We start from the raw sequence: 15,894 nt of genomic DNA, 5'->3' as shown, positions 1-15,894 counted from the left end.
CGTCGTCACGCCCCAGTGAGCTTCGCGAACTTCGCCTCGTAGGCCGTCTCTTCCTTCGAGCTCAGGGAGCGGAAGGAGTGGGACTTCGCCTGCATGGCCTTGTCGGGGATGATCAGCGGATTCTCCGCCGCATCCGGATCGATCCTGGCGAGATCGTCCTTCACGCCGTCGACGGGACAGACGTAGTTGATGTAGGCGGCCAGTTCGGCGGCCGGTTCCGGCTCGTAGTAGTAGTCGATGAGCCGTTCGGCGTTCGTCTTGTGGCGCGCCTTGTTGGGTATCAGCATGCTGTCGCTGGACGTCATGTAGCCGCTGTCCGGGATGACGAAGTCGACGTCGGGACTGTCCGCCTTGAGCTGGACGACGTCGCCGGCCCAGGCGATACAGGCCGCGAAGTCCCCGCTGGTGAGGTCGGAGGTGTAGTCGTTGCCGGTGAAGCGGCGGATCTGGCCGCTGTCGACGCCCTTCTGGATGCGGGCCACGGCCGCGTCGTAGTCGTCGTCGGTGAACTTCTCCGGGTCCTTGCCCATGTCCAGCAGGGTCATGCCGATGCTGTCGCGCATCTCGGTGAGGAAGCCGACCCGCCCCTTGAGCTTGGGGTTGTCCAGCAGGTCGGAGACCGACTTCACCTCGACGCCGTCGAGCGCCTTCTTGTTGTAGGCGATGACCGTGGAGATGCCCTGCCAGGGGTAGGAGTACGCCCGGCCCGGGTCCCAGTCGGGGCTGCGGAACTGCTGGGTGAGGTTGGCGTACGCGTGCGGCAGGTTGGAGGCGTCCAGTTTCTGGACCCACCCCAGGCGGATCAGCCGGGCGGCCAGCCAGTCGGTGAGGACGATCAGATCACGGCCGGTCTCCTGGCCCGCGGCGAGCTGCGGCTTGATCTTGCCGAAGAACTCGTTGTTGTCGTTGATGTCCTCGGTGTACTTGACCTTGATACCGGTCCGCTTGGTGAACCCGTCGAGCGTCGGATGACTCCTGCCGCTGTCGTCGACGTCCATGTACTCGGTCCAGTTGGAGAAGCTGACCGTCTTCTCCTCGGCCGAGTGGTCCTCGGCGGACGTGCCGCCCTCGGTCTTGCCGGCCGCGGGGATGCCGCAGGCGCTCAGCGCCCCGACGCCGCCCAGGGTGAGCGCGCCGCCGGCGGAGGCGCGCAGCAGCGACCGGCGGGTCAGGGCCGCCCTGCCGTTGCGGAAGCTGCGCCGTATGGCGGCCACCTGGGCCGGGCTCAGGCGGTCGGGCTCGTACTGCTCCATGCGCGTGGTGCCCTTTCGGGAGGTCCGGCCGTGGTGGTCGGCCGGTCGTCGTCGCTTATGAGTCCCCGAAGATGGTGCGGTGCCACGGCTTGCGCGCCACCGCGGTGTTGTCGAACATGACGTGCTTGACCTGCGTGTACTCCTCGAACGAGTACACGGACATGTCCTTGCCGAAGCCGGACGCCTTGTAGCCCCCGTGGGGCATTTCGCTGATGATCGGGATGTGGTCGTTGATCCAGACGCATCCGGCCGCGATCTCCCTGGTGGCCCGGTTCGCCCGGAAGACGTCCCGGGTCCACGCGGAGGCCGCGAGCCCGTAGGGGGTGTCGTTGGCCAGCGCGAGGCCCTCGTCGTCGCTGTCGAAGGGCAGGACGACCAGGACCGGCCCGAAGATCTCGGACTGGACGACCTCACTGTCCTGTGCCGCGTCCGCGATCAGGGTGGGCAGATAGTACGCGCCGTTCTTGAGTTCTCCCAGGGGGGTCTCACCGCCGGTCACCACGCGCGCGTAGCCGCGCGCCCGGTCGACGAAGGCGGCGACGCGGTCCCGCTGGACGTGCGAGATCAGCGGGCCGAGGTCGGTGCCCGGGGCGAACGGGTCGCCGACCCGGACGGTCTCCATGAGCGCGGCCGTCCGCTCGACGAACGCCTCGTAGAGCGGCCGCTGCACGTACACGCGCGTGGCGGCGGTGCAGTCCTGGCCGGTGTTGATGAGGGCGCCCGCGACCGCGCCGTGCACGGCGGCCTCCAGGTCGGCGTCGTCGAAGACGACGAAGGGTGCCTTGCCGCCCAGCTCCAGGTGGAGGCGCTTGACGGTGGCGGTGGCGACCTCGGCGACCCGCTTGCCGACCCCGGTGGAGCCGGTGAAGGAGGTCATGGCCACGTCGGGGTGGCCGACCAGGTGCTCGCCGGCCTCCCGCCCGGTGCCGTTGACGATGTTGATGACGCCGTCCGGGATCCCGGCGTCGGTCGCCGCCTGGGCGAAGAGCAGGGAGGTGAGCGGGGTGAGTTCGGCGGGCTTGAGGACGATCGTGTTGCCCGCGGCGATCGCCGGGAGGATCTTCCAGGCGGCCATCTGGAGGGGGTAGTTCCAGGGCGCGATGGAGCCGACGACGCCGATGGGCTCGCGGCGGACGTACGAGGTGTGGTCGCCGGAGTACTCGCCCGCGGACTGGCCCTGGAGGTGACGGGCCGCGCCGGCGAAGAAGGCGGTGTTGTCGATCGTCCCCGGGACGTCGAACTCCCGGGTCAGCTTCAGCGGCTTGCCGCACTGGAGGGACTCGGCGCGGGCGAACTCCTCGGCGCGGTCGGCGAGGACGGCGGCGAAGCGGTGCAGGGCGTCGGAGCGCTCGCCCGGGGTGGCCCCGGCCCAGCCGGGGAAGGCGGCGCGGGCGGCGGCGACGGCCGCGTCCACGTCGGCGGTCGACGCGAGTGCGTAGGTGAAGACCTCCTCGCCGGTGGCGGGGTCGACGACCGCGTGGGTGCGGCCCGAGGTGCCGTGGGTGAGACGGCCCGCGATGTACTGGGCGCCGTCCGTGAATCGTTCCTGTGCGGGGAACCGGTCCTGCATGTCCCTCTCCTCCGCCTTCGCCCCCACTGTCCACAGGGGCGGGTGCGTAGCTCCAGCTCGATTTGAGTGACGATCCTGACAGAGCGATAGCACTCCAACAAGTGATTCCGTTGTTGCCTTTTGGTTACGCGACGGAATCTGTCGACCAGGTGTCGAGTCGAGACGGAAAAGGCAGGACGCAGTGTCAGTGGTGCCTGCCATGCTGGCGTGTCATGGAGAGGATCGAGGACAGCACGGACATCAAGGACACGGAAAGCCTGGTCGCAGAGGTCCGATCAGGCGCGCGGGTCAAGTACCTGCTCTTCTGGGGCCACCGGCCGCTGCCGGACGGCCGGCTGGGCCCGAGCTGTCTGAGCCAGTGGTGGCCGTCGCCCTTCGTGGTCGACGGGGTCACCTATGCGACGGCCGAGCACTGGATGATGGCGGAGAAGGCGCGGCTCTTCGGCGACGCCGAGGCGGAGCGGCTGGCGCTGGCCGCCGGTCATCCCTCGCAGGCGAAGAAGGCGGGGCGGCTGGTGCGCGGCTTCGACGACACGGTCTGGGAGCGGGAGCGCTTCCGGATCGTGGTGGAGGGCAGCGTCCACAAGTTCGCCTCGAACCCGGGTCTGCGGTCGTTCCTGCTGAGCACCGGGGAGCGGGTGCTGGTGGAGGCGAGCCCGGTGGACCGGGTGTGGGGGATCGGCCTCGCGGCGGACGACGAAGCGGCGCTGGACCCGCAGCGGTGGCGCGGCCCGAACCTGCTGGGCTTCGCGCTGATGGAGGCGCGGCGGCGGCTGAGAGAGACCTGAGCGAGGTGACGCTCAGGAGGGGTCAGGAAGCGGGGGCGAAGAAGAACACGACGCCGAGGCCCAGGCCGAGGACGATGCCGACCGTGCCGCAGATGATCCCGGCCAGCGCCTGACCGCCGTTGGTGGCCTCACCGCGCTTCGCCTTCCCGCGGCCGATCGCGCCGAAGACGACGCCCATGATGCCGAGGACGATCGCCGCCGGCCAGAGGCAGAACACCGCGGCCGAGATGATCCCGAGCACCAGCCCGGTGATCCCCATGCCGTTGCTCTCGCCGCCGGGCCCGGGCCAGCCGGGGTACCCACCGTGCTGATGATGCGGGTAGCCGTAACCACCGGGATAGCCGTAGGGCACCTGCACCTGCCCCGGTCCGTCCGGAGAGAGGGGCGGCGGCGGGACCTGACCGGCTTGCGGGGGCGGCGCGAAGGGGTTGGGGGGCGGGCCCCCCGCCGTCGACGCCGTGGCCGGGTGGGGCGGCGGGAAGGAACCGAGGCCGCCGCCCGGGACCTGCGGGGCGACCGGACTGGCCCACGGCTGGTCCGGGGTGACACTCGGCAGGGAGGTGACGGTCATCTGGTCGTGCACGGACGGCGGCGCCGGGGCCATCGGCTCGTTGGAGGCCACAGTGGCACCGGGCCCACCCGGCGCGGCCCAGGGGTCCGCCTTGCCCAACGGCACCTTGGGACCCGCGTCCTGCGGACCGCCGTCCCCGTCGGATGCGGGCGCGGGCCACGGATCGCGTCCGGCGTCCCCGGCCGGAGTCGGCACGTCGTCGGACATACGCGGTGTCCCCTCCCTCAGTCCCTCAGTCGTACGTTCCGTCATGCTACGGCCCCTGGACGGCCGGGTGCGGAGGGGGGCGGGCCCCCGGTCAGGGGCGGCCCCGGGTCTGGGCGTCCGGCGCCTACGATGATCTCGACCCATCGATCAGCCGATCATCCGCGTTCCGGCCGGCCCCTGCGGCCGGGGGCGCTGTCCCGGGGAGGACCACCTTGACCGATCGTTTCGACGCCTCCGACGTGCCGGCCGTGCCCGCGGGCCCCACCGCGGATGCCGGCGCCCGTGATCTGCACGGGTTCATCGCGGGGCTGCCCAAGGCCGAACTGCATGTCCATCACGTCGGCTCCGCCTCCCCCCGGATCGTCTCCGAGCTGGCCGCCCGGCACCCCGACTCCAAGGTGCCCACGGACCCCGAGGCCCTGGTCGACTACTTCACGTTCACCGACTTCGCGCACTTCATCGACGTGTATCTGTCGGTCGTGGACCTGATCCGCACCCCGGAGGACGTCCGGCTGCTCACCTTCGAGGTCGCCCGCGATCTGGCCCGGCAGCAGGTGCGCTACGCCGAGCTGACCATCACGCCGTTCTCCTCGACCCGGCGCGGGATCGACGAGCGGGCGTTCATGGAGGCGATCGAGGACGCGCGCAAGGCGGCCGAGGCGGAGTTCGGGACCGTACTGCGCTGGTGCTTCGACATCCCCGGCGAAGCCGGACTGGAGGCCGCCGAGGAGACCGCGCGGCTCGCCACCTCCGACCGGATCCGCCCGGAGGGCCTGGTCTCCTTCGGGCTCGGCGGCCCCGAGATCGGCGTACCGCGCCCGCAGTTCAAGCCCTACTTCGACCGGGCCATCGCCGCAGGGCTGCACTCCGTGCCGCACGCCGGGGAGACCACGGGACCGCAGACGGTGTGGGACGCGCTCACCCATCTGCGGGCCGAGCGCATCGGACACGGCACCAGCTCCGCCCGCGACGAGAAGCTGCTCGCGCACCTCGCCGAGCACCGCATCGCGCTGGAGGTGTGCCCGACCTCCAACATCGCCACCCGCGCGGTGCGCACCCTGGACGAGCACCCGGTCAAGGAGTTCGTGCGGGCCGGCGTCCTGGTCACGATCAACTCCGACGACCCGCCGATGTTCGGCACCGACCTCGACAACGAGTACGCCGTCGCCGCCCGGCTGCTCGGCCTCGACGAGCGCGGCCTGGCCGGCCTGGCGAAGAACGCGGTCGAGGCGTCCTTCCTCGACGCGCCCGGTAAGGCCCGCATCAGGGACGAGATCGACACCTACACGGCGGAGTGGCTCGCCCCCTGACCGCCACAATGGGCCCATGCAGACCGTGACTGCCGTGGCCCACCGCGGCGACCCGTACCGCTTCCGTGAGAACACGATCGACTCGCTGCGTTCCGCGCTCGACCGCGGCGCGGACGCCGTCGAGATCGACGTACGGCTCACCCGGGACGGCGTGCCCGTGCTGCTGCACGACGCCACGCTGAAGCGGCTGTGGGAACTGGACCGCCCGCTGACCTCGCTGTCGGCGGCCGAGGTGCAGGGGCTGACCGCCGGCCGGGTGCCGACCCTCGCGGAGGCGCTCGCGGCGACCGAGGGCGCCCGGGTGATGATCGACCTGCCCGGCACCCGGGAGCCGCGCACGGCCCGCCGGGTGGTGGACGCCGTACGGGAAGCGGGGGCCGCCGACCGTGTCTACTACTGCGCCGACGCCACCGCGATGCTCGCCGTGCGCGCGGCCGACCCGTCCGCCGAGATCGCCCTGACCTGGACGAGCCTGGCCCCGCCGCGCCCCGTCCTGCTGGCGGCGGTGCAGCCCCGCTGGCTCAACTACCGCTTCTCCCTGGTCGACCGGAACCTCGCGGCCCGGGTCCACGACGGCGGTCACCTGCTCTCCGTGTGGACGCCGGACACCCGCCGCTCGATGCGGCGCCTCGTCGAGCTGGGCGTCGACTCGATCACCACCAACCGCATCGACACCCTGACCGCCGTACGCAAGGAGAGTTAGCCCCGGAGGGCGGCTCCGGCGGGGGCCGCGGCCCAGGGGGTCGGGCCCAGCCGCTCCAGTTTCTTGATCTTCTCGCGGACGACATACAGCGGGATCACCCCGAAGACCCCGAACGACATGTCGATCACGCTCCACCAGAAGGGGATCCCCCGGACCGGTCCGCAGATCAGCGCCAGCGGAATGATCCCGGCACAGGCGATCATCGCGAACTCGATCACCCAGATGTTGCGGACCGGGTCGCGGTACGGCCCGTAGAAGGCGACCGCGATGACGAGATGGGCGAAGGCCAGCCAGTCCGTGCCGTAGAGCAGGAACGGATACTCGGCGTCGGCGGTGTCGAGCCCCTGACGGACCCGCACGATCCAGTCCATGGCGGCGGGCAGACGCTCCGGCACGGACAGCGCCCGCAACAGGTCCTCGGTCCAGCGCAGTTCATGGACGAGGGGGAAGGCCGTGGCGCCGCTCAGCACCAGGCACACGACGAAGAAGACCAGCCAGGCGCGGATGCCCTTCAGCAGGGCGGCTCTGTCGCTCATGGGGGTCACCCTACGCCAGTAATTGAACGCGTTCAAAAATCTTCCACTTTCGCTATACCCCCTCGGGGTATAGGCTGTGCCCCATCCAACCGGATACCCCCCATGGGTATGGAGCCAGGACGGGAGCCCGCGATGAACCCCCTCCAGAAGATCGGCGCGTTCACGGCGGCGCTCGGGGCCGCCTTCGGCGCCGCCTACGGCATCGGCGTGGGGATCGGGCCGCTGGACGCGGACCCCGAACCCGCCGCGCACAGCGAGAGCCACGCTCCACCGGCCCGCGTGGAGACCCCCGCGGGACTCCAGGTCTCCGAGCGCGGGCTGACCCTGGACCTGCGGACCACCGCCCTCCCGGCCGGGCGCCCCGGCACCCTGGAGTTCGTCGTCCGGGACGCCCACGGCGACGCGCTCACCGCCTACGACCGTGCCCACGGCAAGCAGCTCCACCTGATCGTCGCCTCACGCGACCTGACCACGTACCGCCATCTGCACCCGGTCCGGGCCGCCGACGGGACCTGGAGCACGCCGGTCACCCTCCCGGCTGCGGGCGCCTACCGCGTCTTCGCGGACTTCGTCCCGGCGGGCGCCGAGAAGGGCCTCACCCTGGGTGCCGACCTGACGGTCACCGGCCGCTACGCGGCCACGGAACTGCCGCCGCCCTCGCCGACCGCCACGGTGGACGGCTACACCGTCACGCTCGACGGCTCCCTCGCCCTCGGCCGGGAGAGCGACCTGACCTTCACGGTCCGCGACGCCCACGGCGACCCGGTCACCCGCCTCCAGCCCTACCTCGGCGCCTACGGCCATCTGGTCACCCTGCGCTCCGGCGACCTGGCCTATCTGCACGTCCACCCGCACGACGCGGCCGAGGGCGACACCACCTCGGGCCCCGCGGTGTCCTTCGCCGCGACCACCCCGAGCGCGGGCACCTACCGGCTGTTCCTCGACTTCAAGGTGGGCGGCGAGGTGCGGACGGCGGCGTTCACGGTGACGGCGGGGACCGGGGCGGGGGCGGGCCACACCGCACCGCCGCCCGCCGAGACCGGGCACGAGGGCACGCACGGGCACCCCTGACGGAAACCGCCCAGCCGCTTCAGCGGGAGGTGGGCGACCGATCCGCCGGGGTCGTGGCCCGGCGGAGATCCCGGCCCTGGGTCTCACGAGGAACGGACGTCTCCGGAAGGCTCGGGCTCGGGACCGGGCGCGGCGCATCGGTGGCGCCGCGGGCATCGCGGTCCCCGGTCCCCTGGGAAGGGACCGCCGTGGCCCGGTCGGTGACGGCCGGCGGGCTGGGCGACACCGAGGGTCTGGTGGCCGGGGGCGGCGCGAGGGGCGCGGTGGGCGCGCCCGGGGCGTCGTCCGCCAACAGGCGCAGCGGGAGGAGCACCGCGAGCCCCGCGATCACGCAGGTCGCGGCGGCACCGGCGGCCGCGCGCAGCCCCCGGCGGCGGGCGGCGCCGCGGCGGATCTCCTCGTACCGGCCGGGCGGCGGGGCGAGCCGGCCGGCGGGCGGGGGCCGCAGGACGACGGTGAGCGGGTCGTCGGGGTCGAGGTCGTCCGGGCCGTCGGCGAAGTCGTCAGCGGGTGTGATCAAGGCTTCTCCTCAGGTGGGCGCGGAGCAGTTCGCGGGCCGCGTGCAGATCCGCCTTGACGGTTCCTTCCTTGCGCCCGGTCAGCACGGACACCTCCCGGATCGGCATGTCAGCGTAGTAGTGCAGCAGGATCGGCACGCGCAGCCGGTCCGGCAGGGACTGCACGAGCAGCCGGACCGAGGGGTCGCTCTGCTCGGCGTGCGGGCTCACCGCGGCCTCGGCGGTGACCCGGCGCACGGCCCGCCGCTCGCGCTCCAGCTTGCGCCAGTGGTCGCGCACCAGATTGGCGGCGGTGACGTAGAGGAAGCCCTGGGGTTCGGCGACGGACGTCCAGCGGGCCCAGAGCCGGGTGAACGCCTCCGAGGCGATCTCGTGGGCGGTCCCGTCGTCGTCGACCAGCCGGCGGCACCAGCCGGCCAGCCGTGGGTAGAGGGCGGCGAACAGTTCGGACGCCGCCCTCTCCCGGGACCTGACGGGGCGTTTCAACGTTCTCCCGCGGAGTTGTCCGGCGCCGTGCCGCCCGGCTGGTCCAGGGCGGCGAAGACGATCACGTTGTCGCGGTAGCCGTCCCCGGTGCGGGGGCCGCCGCAGGTGATGAGACGCAGTTCCGGCCGGTCCACGTTCCCGTAGACGTCCTTTGTCGGGAACCGCGCCTTGTCCACGGTCCGTACCTCGGTGACGGCGAACCGGGCCGTCGTGCCGTTCTCCAGGCGCGCCTCGATCGCGTCGCCCCGGCGCAGCCGGTCGAGCCGGCGGAAGACGCCGTCCCCGTACGGGCCGACCGTGACATGGCCGAGGAAGACCGAAGGGCCGGTCCGCCCCGGGGTCGGCGAGTGCCGGTACCACCCGGCCCGGTCGTCCGCCTCGACCGGCGGCACCTCCACGGTCCCGTCGGCGGCCAGTCCCAGCCGGACGACCGGGGTGTCGACGTCGACGGCCGGGATCCGCAGCCGGACCGGTTCCGAGCGCGCGAGGGGAGGCGCGTCCCGGGCGGTCGTGGCAGCGGGGCCGTGCGGGGAAGCGGGTCCGTGCGAAGAAGCCGGTCCGTGCGTCGAAGCCGGCCCGTTCCCGGCGCAGCCGGTGGTGAGCAGCGCGGTCAGGGCCGTGGCGGCCAGGGCGCGCCTGGAGAGGGGGCTCATGCGCCGGTCGTCCTCCGGCGGCGTACGAGGACGAAGCCGGCGCCCGCCGCGCCGGCCACCGCGGCCGCGCCCCCGCCGATCAGCCCGCCGTGCCCGGCGGAACCCCCGGCCCCGGCCTCGCTCACCTCGCCGGTGTCGGCGCCGCCACGCGGGACGGCGGTGACCTGGTCGGACCGCGAGTCGGTGGGGCGGGTGGGCGCCGGGACCGGGGTCGCGTCGTCCTGGGCGGGGCGCGTCTCGCTCGGCCGGGGTTCGGCGGGGCGGGACTCGGAGGGGGTGGGGACGGGGCTCGGGGTGCGGGTCCCGTCGGCGAACGCGGGCAGCGCGCCCGCGAGGACGGCCGTGGCCGCGAGGGCCAGGGATCCGAGGACGGTTCGGCGCATCAGTCGCTCTCCTTCGTCGGTCCGCACCCCCGGCGGCCGGGAGGGTCTCCACGGGCCGTGGTGCGGATCGGACGGAGAGACGAGACAGCCCCGGACCCCGTTGTAAAGAACTGGCAAAGTGTGCGGGCGGCTACAGTCGGCGCGAGCGCGCGTCGCCGGCGTGCGAGGACGTCTCGGGGAGCCCTCATGTCGCGGTACAGCCTGGAGAACCGGCTCGTCGTCGGGATCGCCTCCAGCGCCCTGTTCGACCTCAAGGAGTCGGACGCGGTGTTCCGGAAGGAGGGCGAGGAGAGCTACCGCGCCTACCAGCGGGCCCACCTCGACAGCACGCTGCGGCCCGGGGTCGCGTTCCCCTTCATCCGCCGGCTGCTGTCCCTCAACGACCTGAGCCCGGACGGCGATCCGCTGGTCGAGGTGATCATCTTGTCGCGCAACGACCCCGACACGGGCCTGCGGGTGATGCGCTCGATCAACGCCCACGGCCTGCCGATCACCCGTGCCGTCTTCATGCAGGGCCGGGCCCCGTTCCGGTTCATGCCGGCGCTGCACATGTCCCTCTTCCTCTCCGCCGACGCCGACGACGTACGGGAGGCGGTGGCCCGGGGGCTGCCCGCGGGCCGGGTCCTGGGGTCCGCCGTGGACGACGACCCCGACGACCACGATCTGCGGATCGCCTTCGACTTCGACGGCGTCCTGGCGGGCGACGAGTCGGAGCGGGTGTTCCAGGAGGGCGGCCTGGAGGGCTTCCGCACGCACGAGACCGTGAACGTGGCGACCCCTCATGACGCGGGCCCGCTGCGGGACTTCCTGCGCGACATCAACAAGCTCCAGCGGGCGGAGGAGGCGCGGCGCAGGACGGACCCGGAGTACGCGATCCGCGTGCACGTCTCCATCGTCACGGCCCGCAACGCGCCCTCGCACGAGCGTGCCGTGCTGAGCCTGGACAACTGGGGCGTCACCGTCAACGACGCGTTCTTCCTGGGCGGCATCGACAAGGGCACGATCATGGAGGTGCTGCGGCCGCACATCTTCTTCGACGACCAGGTCAGTCACCTGGAGGGCACGGCGCCGACCACCCCGAGCGTCCACATCCCGTTCGGGGTGGTCAACGAGCGGGTGCCCGGGGCCGACGCCGGACGCGGGTGATCAGGGGAAGGTGATCAGGGCAGGGTGTTCAGGGCAGGGTGGAGACCGCTCCACCCTCCGCGTACGTCACCTCGACCCCGGGCAGCCCGGTGCCCCAGCGGGCGGCGATCTCCGCGAGCCGCTCCGCGCCGGGAGGTGTGCGGCCGAGCCCGATGAGACAGCGGGTGCCCTCCGGGGCCGCGGGCAGCGTCCTCGGCCAGGCGTGCGCGTCCCGTGCGCCCGCCTCCTCCAGCGCGCCGAGCAATGCGCGCATCCGGCCGCGGACCCGTCCGTTCAGCTCGTCGGAGTCCTCCCGGCGGCGGGGCGTCACGGTCACCACGGCCCAGGCGGCGTGCCGTCGGTGCAGGGGCGGCGGGGACAGCAGCGCGGGCCACGGATCGGTGCCGGTGACGGCCGCGTCCTCGACGGTCTCCCAGGCCCGGTACAGCTCCTGGCTCAGCAGGTCCCGGCCGCCCGGGCCGACCTGTTCGGTGCAGGACCGGACGGGCGAGCTCGGTGTCAGCACGGTCAGCGGCGCGCCGGTGGCGTCGGCGTCCCCGGTGAGGGCGACGGGCTCGCGCCAGTCCCACGCCGCCCAGGTGCCGAAGAACCGCCGCAGCAGCTCACCCGCGTCGGTACCGGCGGGCGCCTCCCGGACCGTACGGGCCGCGAGGACCGCCCACGCGACACCGGGCAGCCCGCCGAACGGCGCGCCGTCCAGTCCGCGCGCCGCCGCCCACGCCTTCACACCCCGCGCCAGTTCCGCGAACCGGGACACCGCCTCCGTACCGGTCGCCGCCAGGATCGCGTCCGCGTCGGACACCGCGCTCAGCGCGACCGCCGCCGCCTCGCCCAGTCCGGCCCGCCGGGCCACCGCGTCCCGGGCGGGCAGCGCCCCGGTGGCCACGACCACCAGGTCCACGTCGAGCCCCTCGGCACGGAACCGCAGCCCCGGCACCCGGGCGCCGACGACCTCCCGCACCCGCTCGGCACCCGGCAGCGCGGCCCGCACCCGCTCCCTCACGGCGGCGAGGTCCGGTGTCCCGGGCAGCGCCGCGACCAGGTCCAGGTCGGCTCCCGCCGTGGCGCACCCCATGCGCCGCGACCCGGCGAGCCACACCACGCCGCCGTCGGGCGCGAGCGCGTCGGCGAGAGCCCGTACGACCCGGTCGGCGGCCGCGTCGTCCGTGGCGGCCAGGACCCGCCGGCCGGCGGCGGGCGCGGCCCAGTCCTCCCAGTCCCGGTCGGGGCGGCCGACGGCGGGCTCGGGCAGCCAGCGCACCTCGCCGGTGCCGAGGGCGACCGTGGCGCGCGGGCGCATCGGCTCGTCGCCCCGCCGGGACAGCAGGACCAGATCGCCGACCCGGGCCGTCAGGGGGCCGAGACGGGCCGCGCAGTCGACGAGGACGGCCTGCGGGTCGCCGCTGCGGCCGAGGCTCAGATGCGGGGTGAACGCGGAATGCCGGCCGCGGCAGCGCGGGAAGCGCCGCGCGAGCGCCCGCCACAGCTCGGCCCACGGCGTCCCGTCGTCCGCCGCCGGGTCCAGCCAGACGGTGGTGCCGTGCCGGTGGGCGAAGGTGTGCAGCCCCTCCAGCCGGGCGGTGAACGGCTCGACCTGCGCGGCGGCCTCGGCGAGCAACGGTGCCGCCCGCTCGAAGTCGGCCTCGGGGACGAAGCCGAACAGCACGTTGACATGCGGCGGCCAGCGCCGGATCTGCACGTCGTGGTCCCGGCGCACGTCCTGGACCGCCGGCCACAACGCGCGCGGCGGGATCCACGCCAGGGCCGTACGGGGCGTCTGCGCCACGTCGAGGACATCGGTCGCTGTGCCGGTGCCGGTGCCGGTGCTCGCGCCGATGCCGAGGTCGGCGACAACCCCGTAGTGGTCGGAGACGAACAGCCCTTCCGGGGTGGGGGTGTCGCCGAGCAGCGCCGCGCCGGTCGCCCGGAGCCCGTCGGCACCGGCCCGGGCGTCGGCCTGGGCGTCGGCGTCGGCGGGCCGTACGAAGATCCGGTCGAGGCGGGAGGCGCGGCCGCTCAGCGAGGAGACGGCGGCCAGCGGGTTGACGCCGGGGTCGAAGGTGGGCGCGTCGTCGTGCGGGCCGTGCGTCTCGGTCCAGGCGTCGAGCAGGCCGAGCGTGCGGGCCGGGCCGGGGCCGCCGTCGTTGAAGTCACCGGCCAGCACCAGAGCGCCCGGCACCCCGGCCAACCCCTCGGCGAGCCGGTTCAGTTCGGCCTCGCGCCGGGCGGGCCCGGCCTCGGAGTGGTCGCTCGTCAGATGGGTGGCGGCCACGGTCAGCGGCCCGGACGCGGTGTCGACGACGACGGCGGTCACGCCCTTGTGCGGGCCGAGGGCGTGCAGGGCCGCCTCCCGTACGGGGAGCCTGCTGAGCAGGAGCAGCCCGTGGCCGTCGACGTCCTTGCCGTAGGGGTCGGTGCCGAGGGTGTAGCGGGCCCGTACCCAGGGGGCCGCCAGCAGCAGGGCGAGCAGCGGTGCCTCGACCTCCTGGAGGGCGATCAGGTCCGCGTCGGCGCGCTCCAGGGCCGCCAGCAGCAGCGGGCGGCGCAGGGCGGTGTCGATGCGGTGGCTGTCGTAGCGGTCCCACAGCGTGTTCCAGGTCAGCACGCGCACCCCGGCCGGGCCCGGCTCCCGGGTGGCGGGCTCCGCCGGGGTCCAGCGTCCGGCGGCCGCGTCCCAGGCGTGCGGCACGCGCGCGGTGAAGAAGGGCGCCGTCAGCCGCCGCGGGTCGCGCACCCGGCCGGCGCGGGACTCGTCGATCCGGTCCACCCCCGTGGCGCGGTCCCACACCAGCTCGCCGTCCGCCTCCACGAACAGCACCCGGTGCCAGGGGATCTCGCCGCCCGGCACGAACGCCGGCAGCGGCACCCGCTTGGGCGCGGCACCGCGCTGGTTGACGCCGAGCACGAACCGCGCGGGGTCGAAGCGCGCGTCCCAGCGCACCCGGTGGTAGATCTCCTCGCTGGTGCGCATCAGACGTCCTCCCCGTCCGCTTCCAGTGTGCCGTCGCGGTCGGCGACGGCGCCGTCCGCGCCCGCGTACCAGGTGCGGTGCGCCTGGCCGGGGTACGGCGGCACGAACCGGCGGAGCTGGTCCGTGAGCACGTCGGGCGGCACGGGATGGGCGCGGCCGGCGTTGCGCCGTACGAGTTCGTCCTCGTCCGTGAGCAGCACGGCGTGCGTGATGAGCGCGTCGCGGCGGCGGGCGACGCTGTGCACCAGGGACCGCTGGTGCGGGTTGAGCGAGGTGGCGTCCCAGACGACCGTGCCGCCGCCCGCGAGGGCCGTGTCCAGCCGGTCCAGGCCCTCCCGGAGCACCTCCCCGTTGGCCTTCTGGTCCGCCCGTGAGCCGCGCGCCGCGCGCAGCCCGTCCAGGGACACGACCGTGCTGTCCAGGCGGGCCGCGAAGGCGCTCTTGCCGCTGCCGGACGGCCCCACCAGGTGCACCAGCCGGGGGAAGTCCCCGTCGCGCCACCGCCAGGTCGCCGCGACGGCCTCCCCGACCGTGGCGACCCGCCCCCGGGCGTACGCCTCGCGGGTCTCGGCCCAGCAGCGGTCGGCCGCCGCGCCCCGGATCCCGTCGCGCTCCAGCGCCTCGCGCAGCCCGGTCCGCAGCGGCCCGAGCGGCGCCGCGCCGAGCAGTCCGGACTCCTCCGCGTGCAGCGCGGACCACTCCACCTGCTCCCGCGCGTCCTTCTCCTGCGCGACCGCTCCGGCGACGGCGTGCAGGACGCCCAGGTCGGCGGCGAACGACATCCGGACCAGCCCGGCGCGCCGCTCCGCGTCCGGGTACGGCCGGTGCAGCGCGGTGTGCAGCCCCACCAGGTCGGCGACCCGCCGCGCGAGCGGCACGCCCAGGGTGCCGACGGTCCGGGCCGCGAGCCGGGCCCGGGGCGTGCGGTGCAGCAGCGCGGCGAGCACACCGGCGAGCCGCGCGTCCCCGTGCCGCCCGAGCGCGTCGAGCCGGGGTACGACGGCTGCGGCCGCGGCCGGGTCGTGGTCGGGCACGCCCAGGTGGTCGGCGAGCCCCGCCGGATCCGGCGCCGCCCCGGACCGTACGGCCCACAGCGCGGCGGCCGGGCCGAGGCCGTTGGGCACGACGGCGGTGTGCATCCAGTGCGTCCCCGTCGTCACATGCCCAGGGCGCACCCACTTGGCGAGCCGCCCGGCGAAGTCCTCCCGGGCGAAGCCGTCGGCGGTCCGTACGACGTACCCCTCCTGCCGTCCGGTCTCCACCCGCAGTCTGCGCAGGGCCCGTTCGTCGAACACCCCGCGCCACAGCACCGGGACCGGCGGCACCCCGAGTCCCCGCAGGAACCGTACGGTCGCGTCCCAGTCCAGACAGCGGCCGTGCTCGTCCCACACGGAGAAGCCGTAGAAATAGCCGTCCAGGGTGTCGTAGGGGATCGAGTGCCGGGCGTACAGGTTCTCCCCGCAGACCCGCCACCCCGCCGGTATCCGGTCCGCGACCCGCCCGTGCAGGGCCTTGAGCCAGGCACGGGACGGATGGTGCGCGGAGTCCACGGACCGCGCGTGCAGCCCGTCCGCGTACAGCGTGGTGTTCTCCCCGTCGAGCTTCTCGGTGACCACGACCTCCCGCCCCACGAACCCGCCCAGCCCACCGACCCGCACATCGTCGGCGGAGGCGCCCGGTGACCAGGGCAGATGAGGGGTTCGGGGGTAGGGGACACGCATGCGGGGA

General features: G+C 73.9%; 15 protein-coding genes. 5 read left to right on the top strand and 10 right to left on the bottom strand.

The window, feature by feature from the left end; all coding sequences use genetic code 11:
* Window positions 1-5: 5 nt before the first annotated feature.
* Together AFM16_RS28100 and AFM16_RS28095 are read right to left on the bottom strand one after the other, a co-directional pair.
* On the bottom strand, window positions 6-1,253 hold the full coding sequence (locus AFM16_RS28100) for an ABC transporter substrate-binding protein (protein WP_030796977.1): 1,248 nt from the start codon (window positions 1,251-1,253) through the stop codon (window positions 6-8).
* 55 nt (window positions 1,254-1,308) lie between these two features.
* Window positions 1,309-2,823 (bottom strand): gamma-aminobutyraldehyde dehydrogenase, encoded by a 1,515-nt coding sequence (locus tag AFM16_RS28095; protein WP_078634988.1) that lies wholly within the window; start codon window positions 2,821-2,823, stop codon window positions 1,309-1,311.
* A 212-nt stretch (window positions 2,824-3,035) separates the two neighbouring features.
* Here AFM16_RS28095 and ybiA point away from each other — a divergent pair, with 212 nt between their 5' ends.
* Window positions 3,036-3,611, top strand: a complete 576-nt coding sequence (gene ybiA / locus AFM16_RS28090) for a riboflavin biosynthesis intermediates N-glycosidase (protein ID WP_078634987.1) — start codon at window positions 3,036-3,038, stop codon at window positions 3,609-3,611.
* Between the two features lie 22 nt (window positions 3,612-3,633).
* Here the strand turns inward: ybiA and AFM16_RS39490 are convergent, their stop codons facing one another.
* Window positions 3,634-4,389, bottom strand: coding sequence for a DUF4190 domain-containing protein (locus tag AFM16_RS39490; RefSeq protein WP_179123315.1), 756 nt, complete (start codon window positions 4,387-4,389; stop codon window positions 3,634-3,636).
* Between the two features lie 212 nt (window positions 4,390-4,601).
* On the opposite strand from AFM16_RS39490, the gene AFM16_RS28080 reads away from it, so the two are divergent.
* Window positions 4,602-5,699 (top strand): adenosine deaminase, encoded by a 1,098-nt coding sequence (locus AFM16_RS28080; RefSeq protein WP_370628078.1) that lies wholly within the window; start codon window positions 4,602-4,604, stop codon window positions 5,697-5,699.
* Between the two features lie 16 nt (window positions 5,700-5,715).
* Window positions 5,716-6,402: a glycerophosphodiester phosphodiesterase gene (locus AFM16_RS28075; protein WP_078634986.1), complete on the top strand. Its 687-nt coding sequence runs from the start codon at window positions 5,716-5,718 to the stop codon at window positions 6,400-6,402.
* On the opposite strand, the gene AFM16_RS28070 is transcribed toward AFM16_RS28075, so the two are convergent.
* Window positions 6,399-6,938, bottom strand: a complete 540-nt coding sequence (locus tag AFM16_RS28070) for a hypothetical protein (protein ID WP_078634985.1) — start codon at window positions 6,936-6,938, stop codon at window positions 6,399-6,401. The two genes, AFM16_RS28075 and AFM16_RS28070, sit on opposite strands and share 4 nt — an antisense overlap.
* Before the next feature lie 132 nt (window positions 6,939-7,070).
* Here AFM16_RS28070 and AFM16_RS28065 point away from each other — a divergent pair, with 132 nt between their 5' ends.
* Window positions 7,071-8,009, top strand: a complete 939-nt coding sequence (locus AFM16_RS28065; RefSeq protein ID WP_078634984.1) for a DUF8832 domain-containing protein — start codon at window positions 7,071-7,073, stop codon at window positions 8,007-8,009.
* 19 nt (window positions 8,010-8,028) lie between these two features.
* On the opposite strand, the gene AFM16_RS28060 is transcribed toward AFM16_RS28065, so the two are convergent.
* From AFM16_RS28060 to AFM16_RS28045, 4 genes are read right to left on the bottom strand one after another with little or no spacing between them, the layout of a single operon-like run.
* Window positions 8,029-8,529: a hypothetical protein gene (locus AFM16_RS28060; protein WP_107419166.1), complete on the bottom strand. Its 501-nt coding sequence runs from the start codon at window positions 8,527-8,529 to the stop codon at window positions 8,029-8,031.
* The gene (locus tag AFM16_RS28055; protein WP_030796961.1) at window positions 8,513-9,013 is read right to left on the bottom strand and encodes an RNA polymerase sigma factor; all 501 of its coding nucleotides are present in this window, start codon (window positions 9,011-9,013) and stop codon (window positions 8,513-8,515) included. The genes AFM16_RS28060 and AFM16_RS28055 overlap by 17 nt, the downstream gene beginning before the upstream one ends.
* Window positions 9,010-9,666 carry a class F sortase gene (locus AFM16_RS28050; protein WP_030796959.1) on the bottom strand — a complete coding sequence of 219 codons (657 nt, stop codon included), beginning with the start codon at window positions 9,664-9,666 and terminating at the stop codon, window positions 9,010-9,012. The genes AFM16_RS28055 and AFM16_RS28050 overlap by 4 nt, the downstream gene beginning before the upstream one ends.
* The gene (locus tag AFM16_RS28045) at window positions 9,663-10,049 is read right to left on the bottom strand and encodes a hypothetical protein (RefSeq protein ID WP_030796957.1); all 387 of its coding nucleotides are present in this window, start codon (window positions 10,047-10,049) and stop codon (window positions 9,663-9,665) included. The genes AFM16_RS28050 and AFM16_RS28045 overlap by 4 nt, the downstream gene beginning before the upstream one ends.
* A 186-nt stretch (window positions 10,050-10,235) precedes the next feature.
* Here AFM16_RS28045 and AFM16_RS28040 point away from each other — a divergent pair, with 186 nt between their 5' ends.
* A complete protein-coding gene (locus AFM16_RS28040; RefSeq protein WP_078634983.1) occupies window positions 10,236-11,195 on the top strand; it encodes a 5'-nucleotidase in 960 nt (319 codons plus the stop codon).
* 28 nt (window positions 11,196-11,223) lie between these two features.
* Here the strand turns inward: AFM16_RS28040 and AFM16_RS28035 are convergent, their stop codons facing one another.
* Window positions 11,224-14,166 carry a poly(A) polymerase gene (locus AFM16_RS28035; protein WP_078634982.1) on the bottom strand — a complete coding sequence of 981 codons (2,943 nt, stop codon included), beginning with the start codon at window positions 14,164-14,166 and terminating at the stop codon, window positions 11,224-11,226.
* The gene (locus tag AFM16_RS28030) at window positions 14,166-15,887 is read right to left on the bottom strand and encodes an RNA ligase family protein (protein WP_078634981.1); all 1,722 of its coding nucleotides are present in this window, start codon (window positions 15,885-15,887) and stop codon (window positions 14,166-14,168) included. Before AFM16_RS28030 ends, AFM16_RS28035 begins: the two co-directional genes overlap by 1 nt.
* Window positions 15,888-15,894: the final 7 nt, after the last annotated feature.

Source organism: Streptomyces antibioticus (genome assembly GCF_002019855.1).
Lineage (GTDB): Bacteria > Actinomycetota > Actinomycetes > Streptomycetales > Streptomycetaceae > Streptomyces > Streptomyces antibioticus_B.
This window is presented reverse-complemented; position numbering and strand designations above follow the sequence as displayed.

Coding starts and splice junctions, on each gene's coding strand:
- AFM16_RS39490 (WP_179123315.1), bottom strand. CDS start 4,389: ATGTCCGACGACGTGCCGACTCCGGCCGGGGACGCCGGACGCGATCCG.
- AFM16_RS28070 (WP_078634985.1), bottom strand. CDS start 6,938: ATGAGCGACAGAGCCGCCCTGCTGAAGGGCATCCGCGCCTGGCTGGTC.
- AFM16_RS28035 (WP_078634982.1), bottom strand. CDS start 14,166: ATGCGCACCAGCGAGGAGATCTACCACCGGGTGCGCTGGGACGCGCGC.
- AFM16_RS28030 (WP_078634981.1), bottom strand. CDS start 15,887: ATGCGTGTCCCCTACCCCCGAACCCCTCATCTGCCCTGGTCACCGGGC.
- AFM16_RS28075 (WP_078634986.1), top strand. CDS start 5,716: ATGCAGACCGTGACTGCCGTGGCCCACCGCGGCGACCCGTACCGCTTC.
- AFM16_RS28065 (WP_078634984.1), top strand. CDS start 7,071: ATGAACCCCCTCCAGAAGATCGGCGCGTTCACGGCGGCGCTCGGGGCC.
- AFM16_RS28045 (WP_030796957.1), bottom strand. CDS start 10,049: ATGCGCCGAACCGTCCTCGGATCCCTGGCCCTCGCGGCCACGGCCGTC.
- AFM16_RS28100 (WP_030796977.1), bottom strand. CDS start 1,253: ATGGAGCAGTACGAGCCCGACCGCCTGAGCCCGGCCCAGGTGGCCGCC.
- AFM16_RS28095 (WP_078634988.1), bottom strand. CDS start 2,823: ATGCAGGACCGGTTCCCCGCACAGGAACGATTCACGGACGGCGCCCAG.
- ybiA (WP_078634987.1), top strand. CDS start 3,036: ATGGAGAGGATCGAGGACAGCACGGACATCAAGGACACGGAAAGCCTG.
- AFM16_RS28050 (WP_030796959.1), bottom strand. CDS start 9,666: ATGAGCCCCCTCTCCAGGCGCGCCCTGGCCGCCACGGCCCTGACCGCG.
- AFM16_RS28040 (WP_078634983.1), top strand. CDS start 10,236: ATGTCGCGGTACAGCCTGGAGAACCGGCTCGTCGTCGGGATCGCCTCC.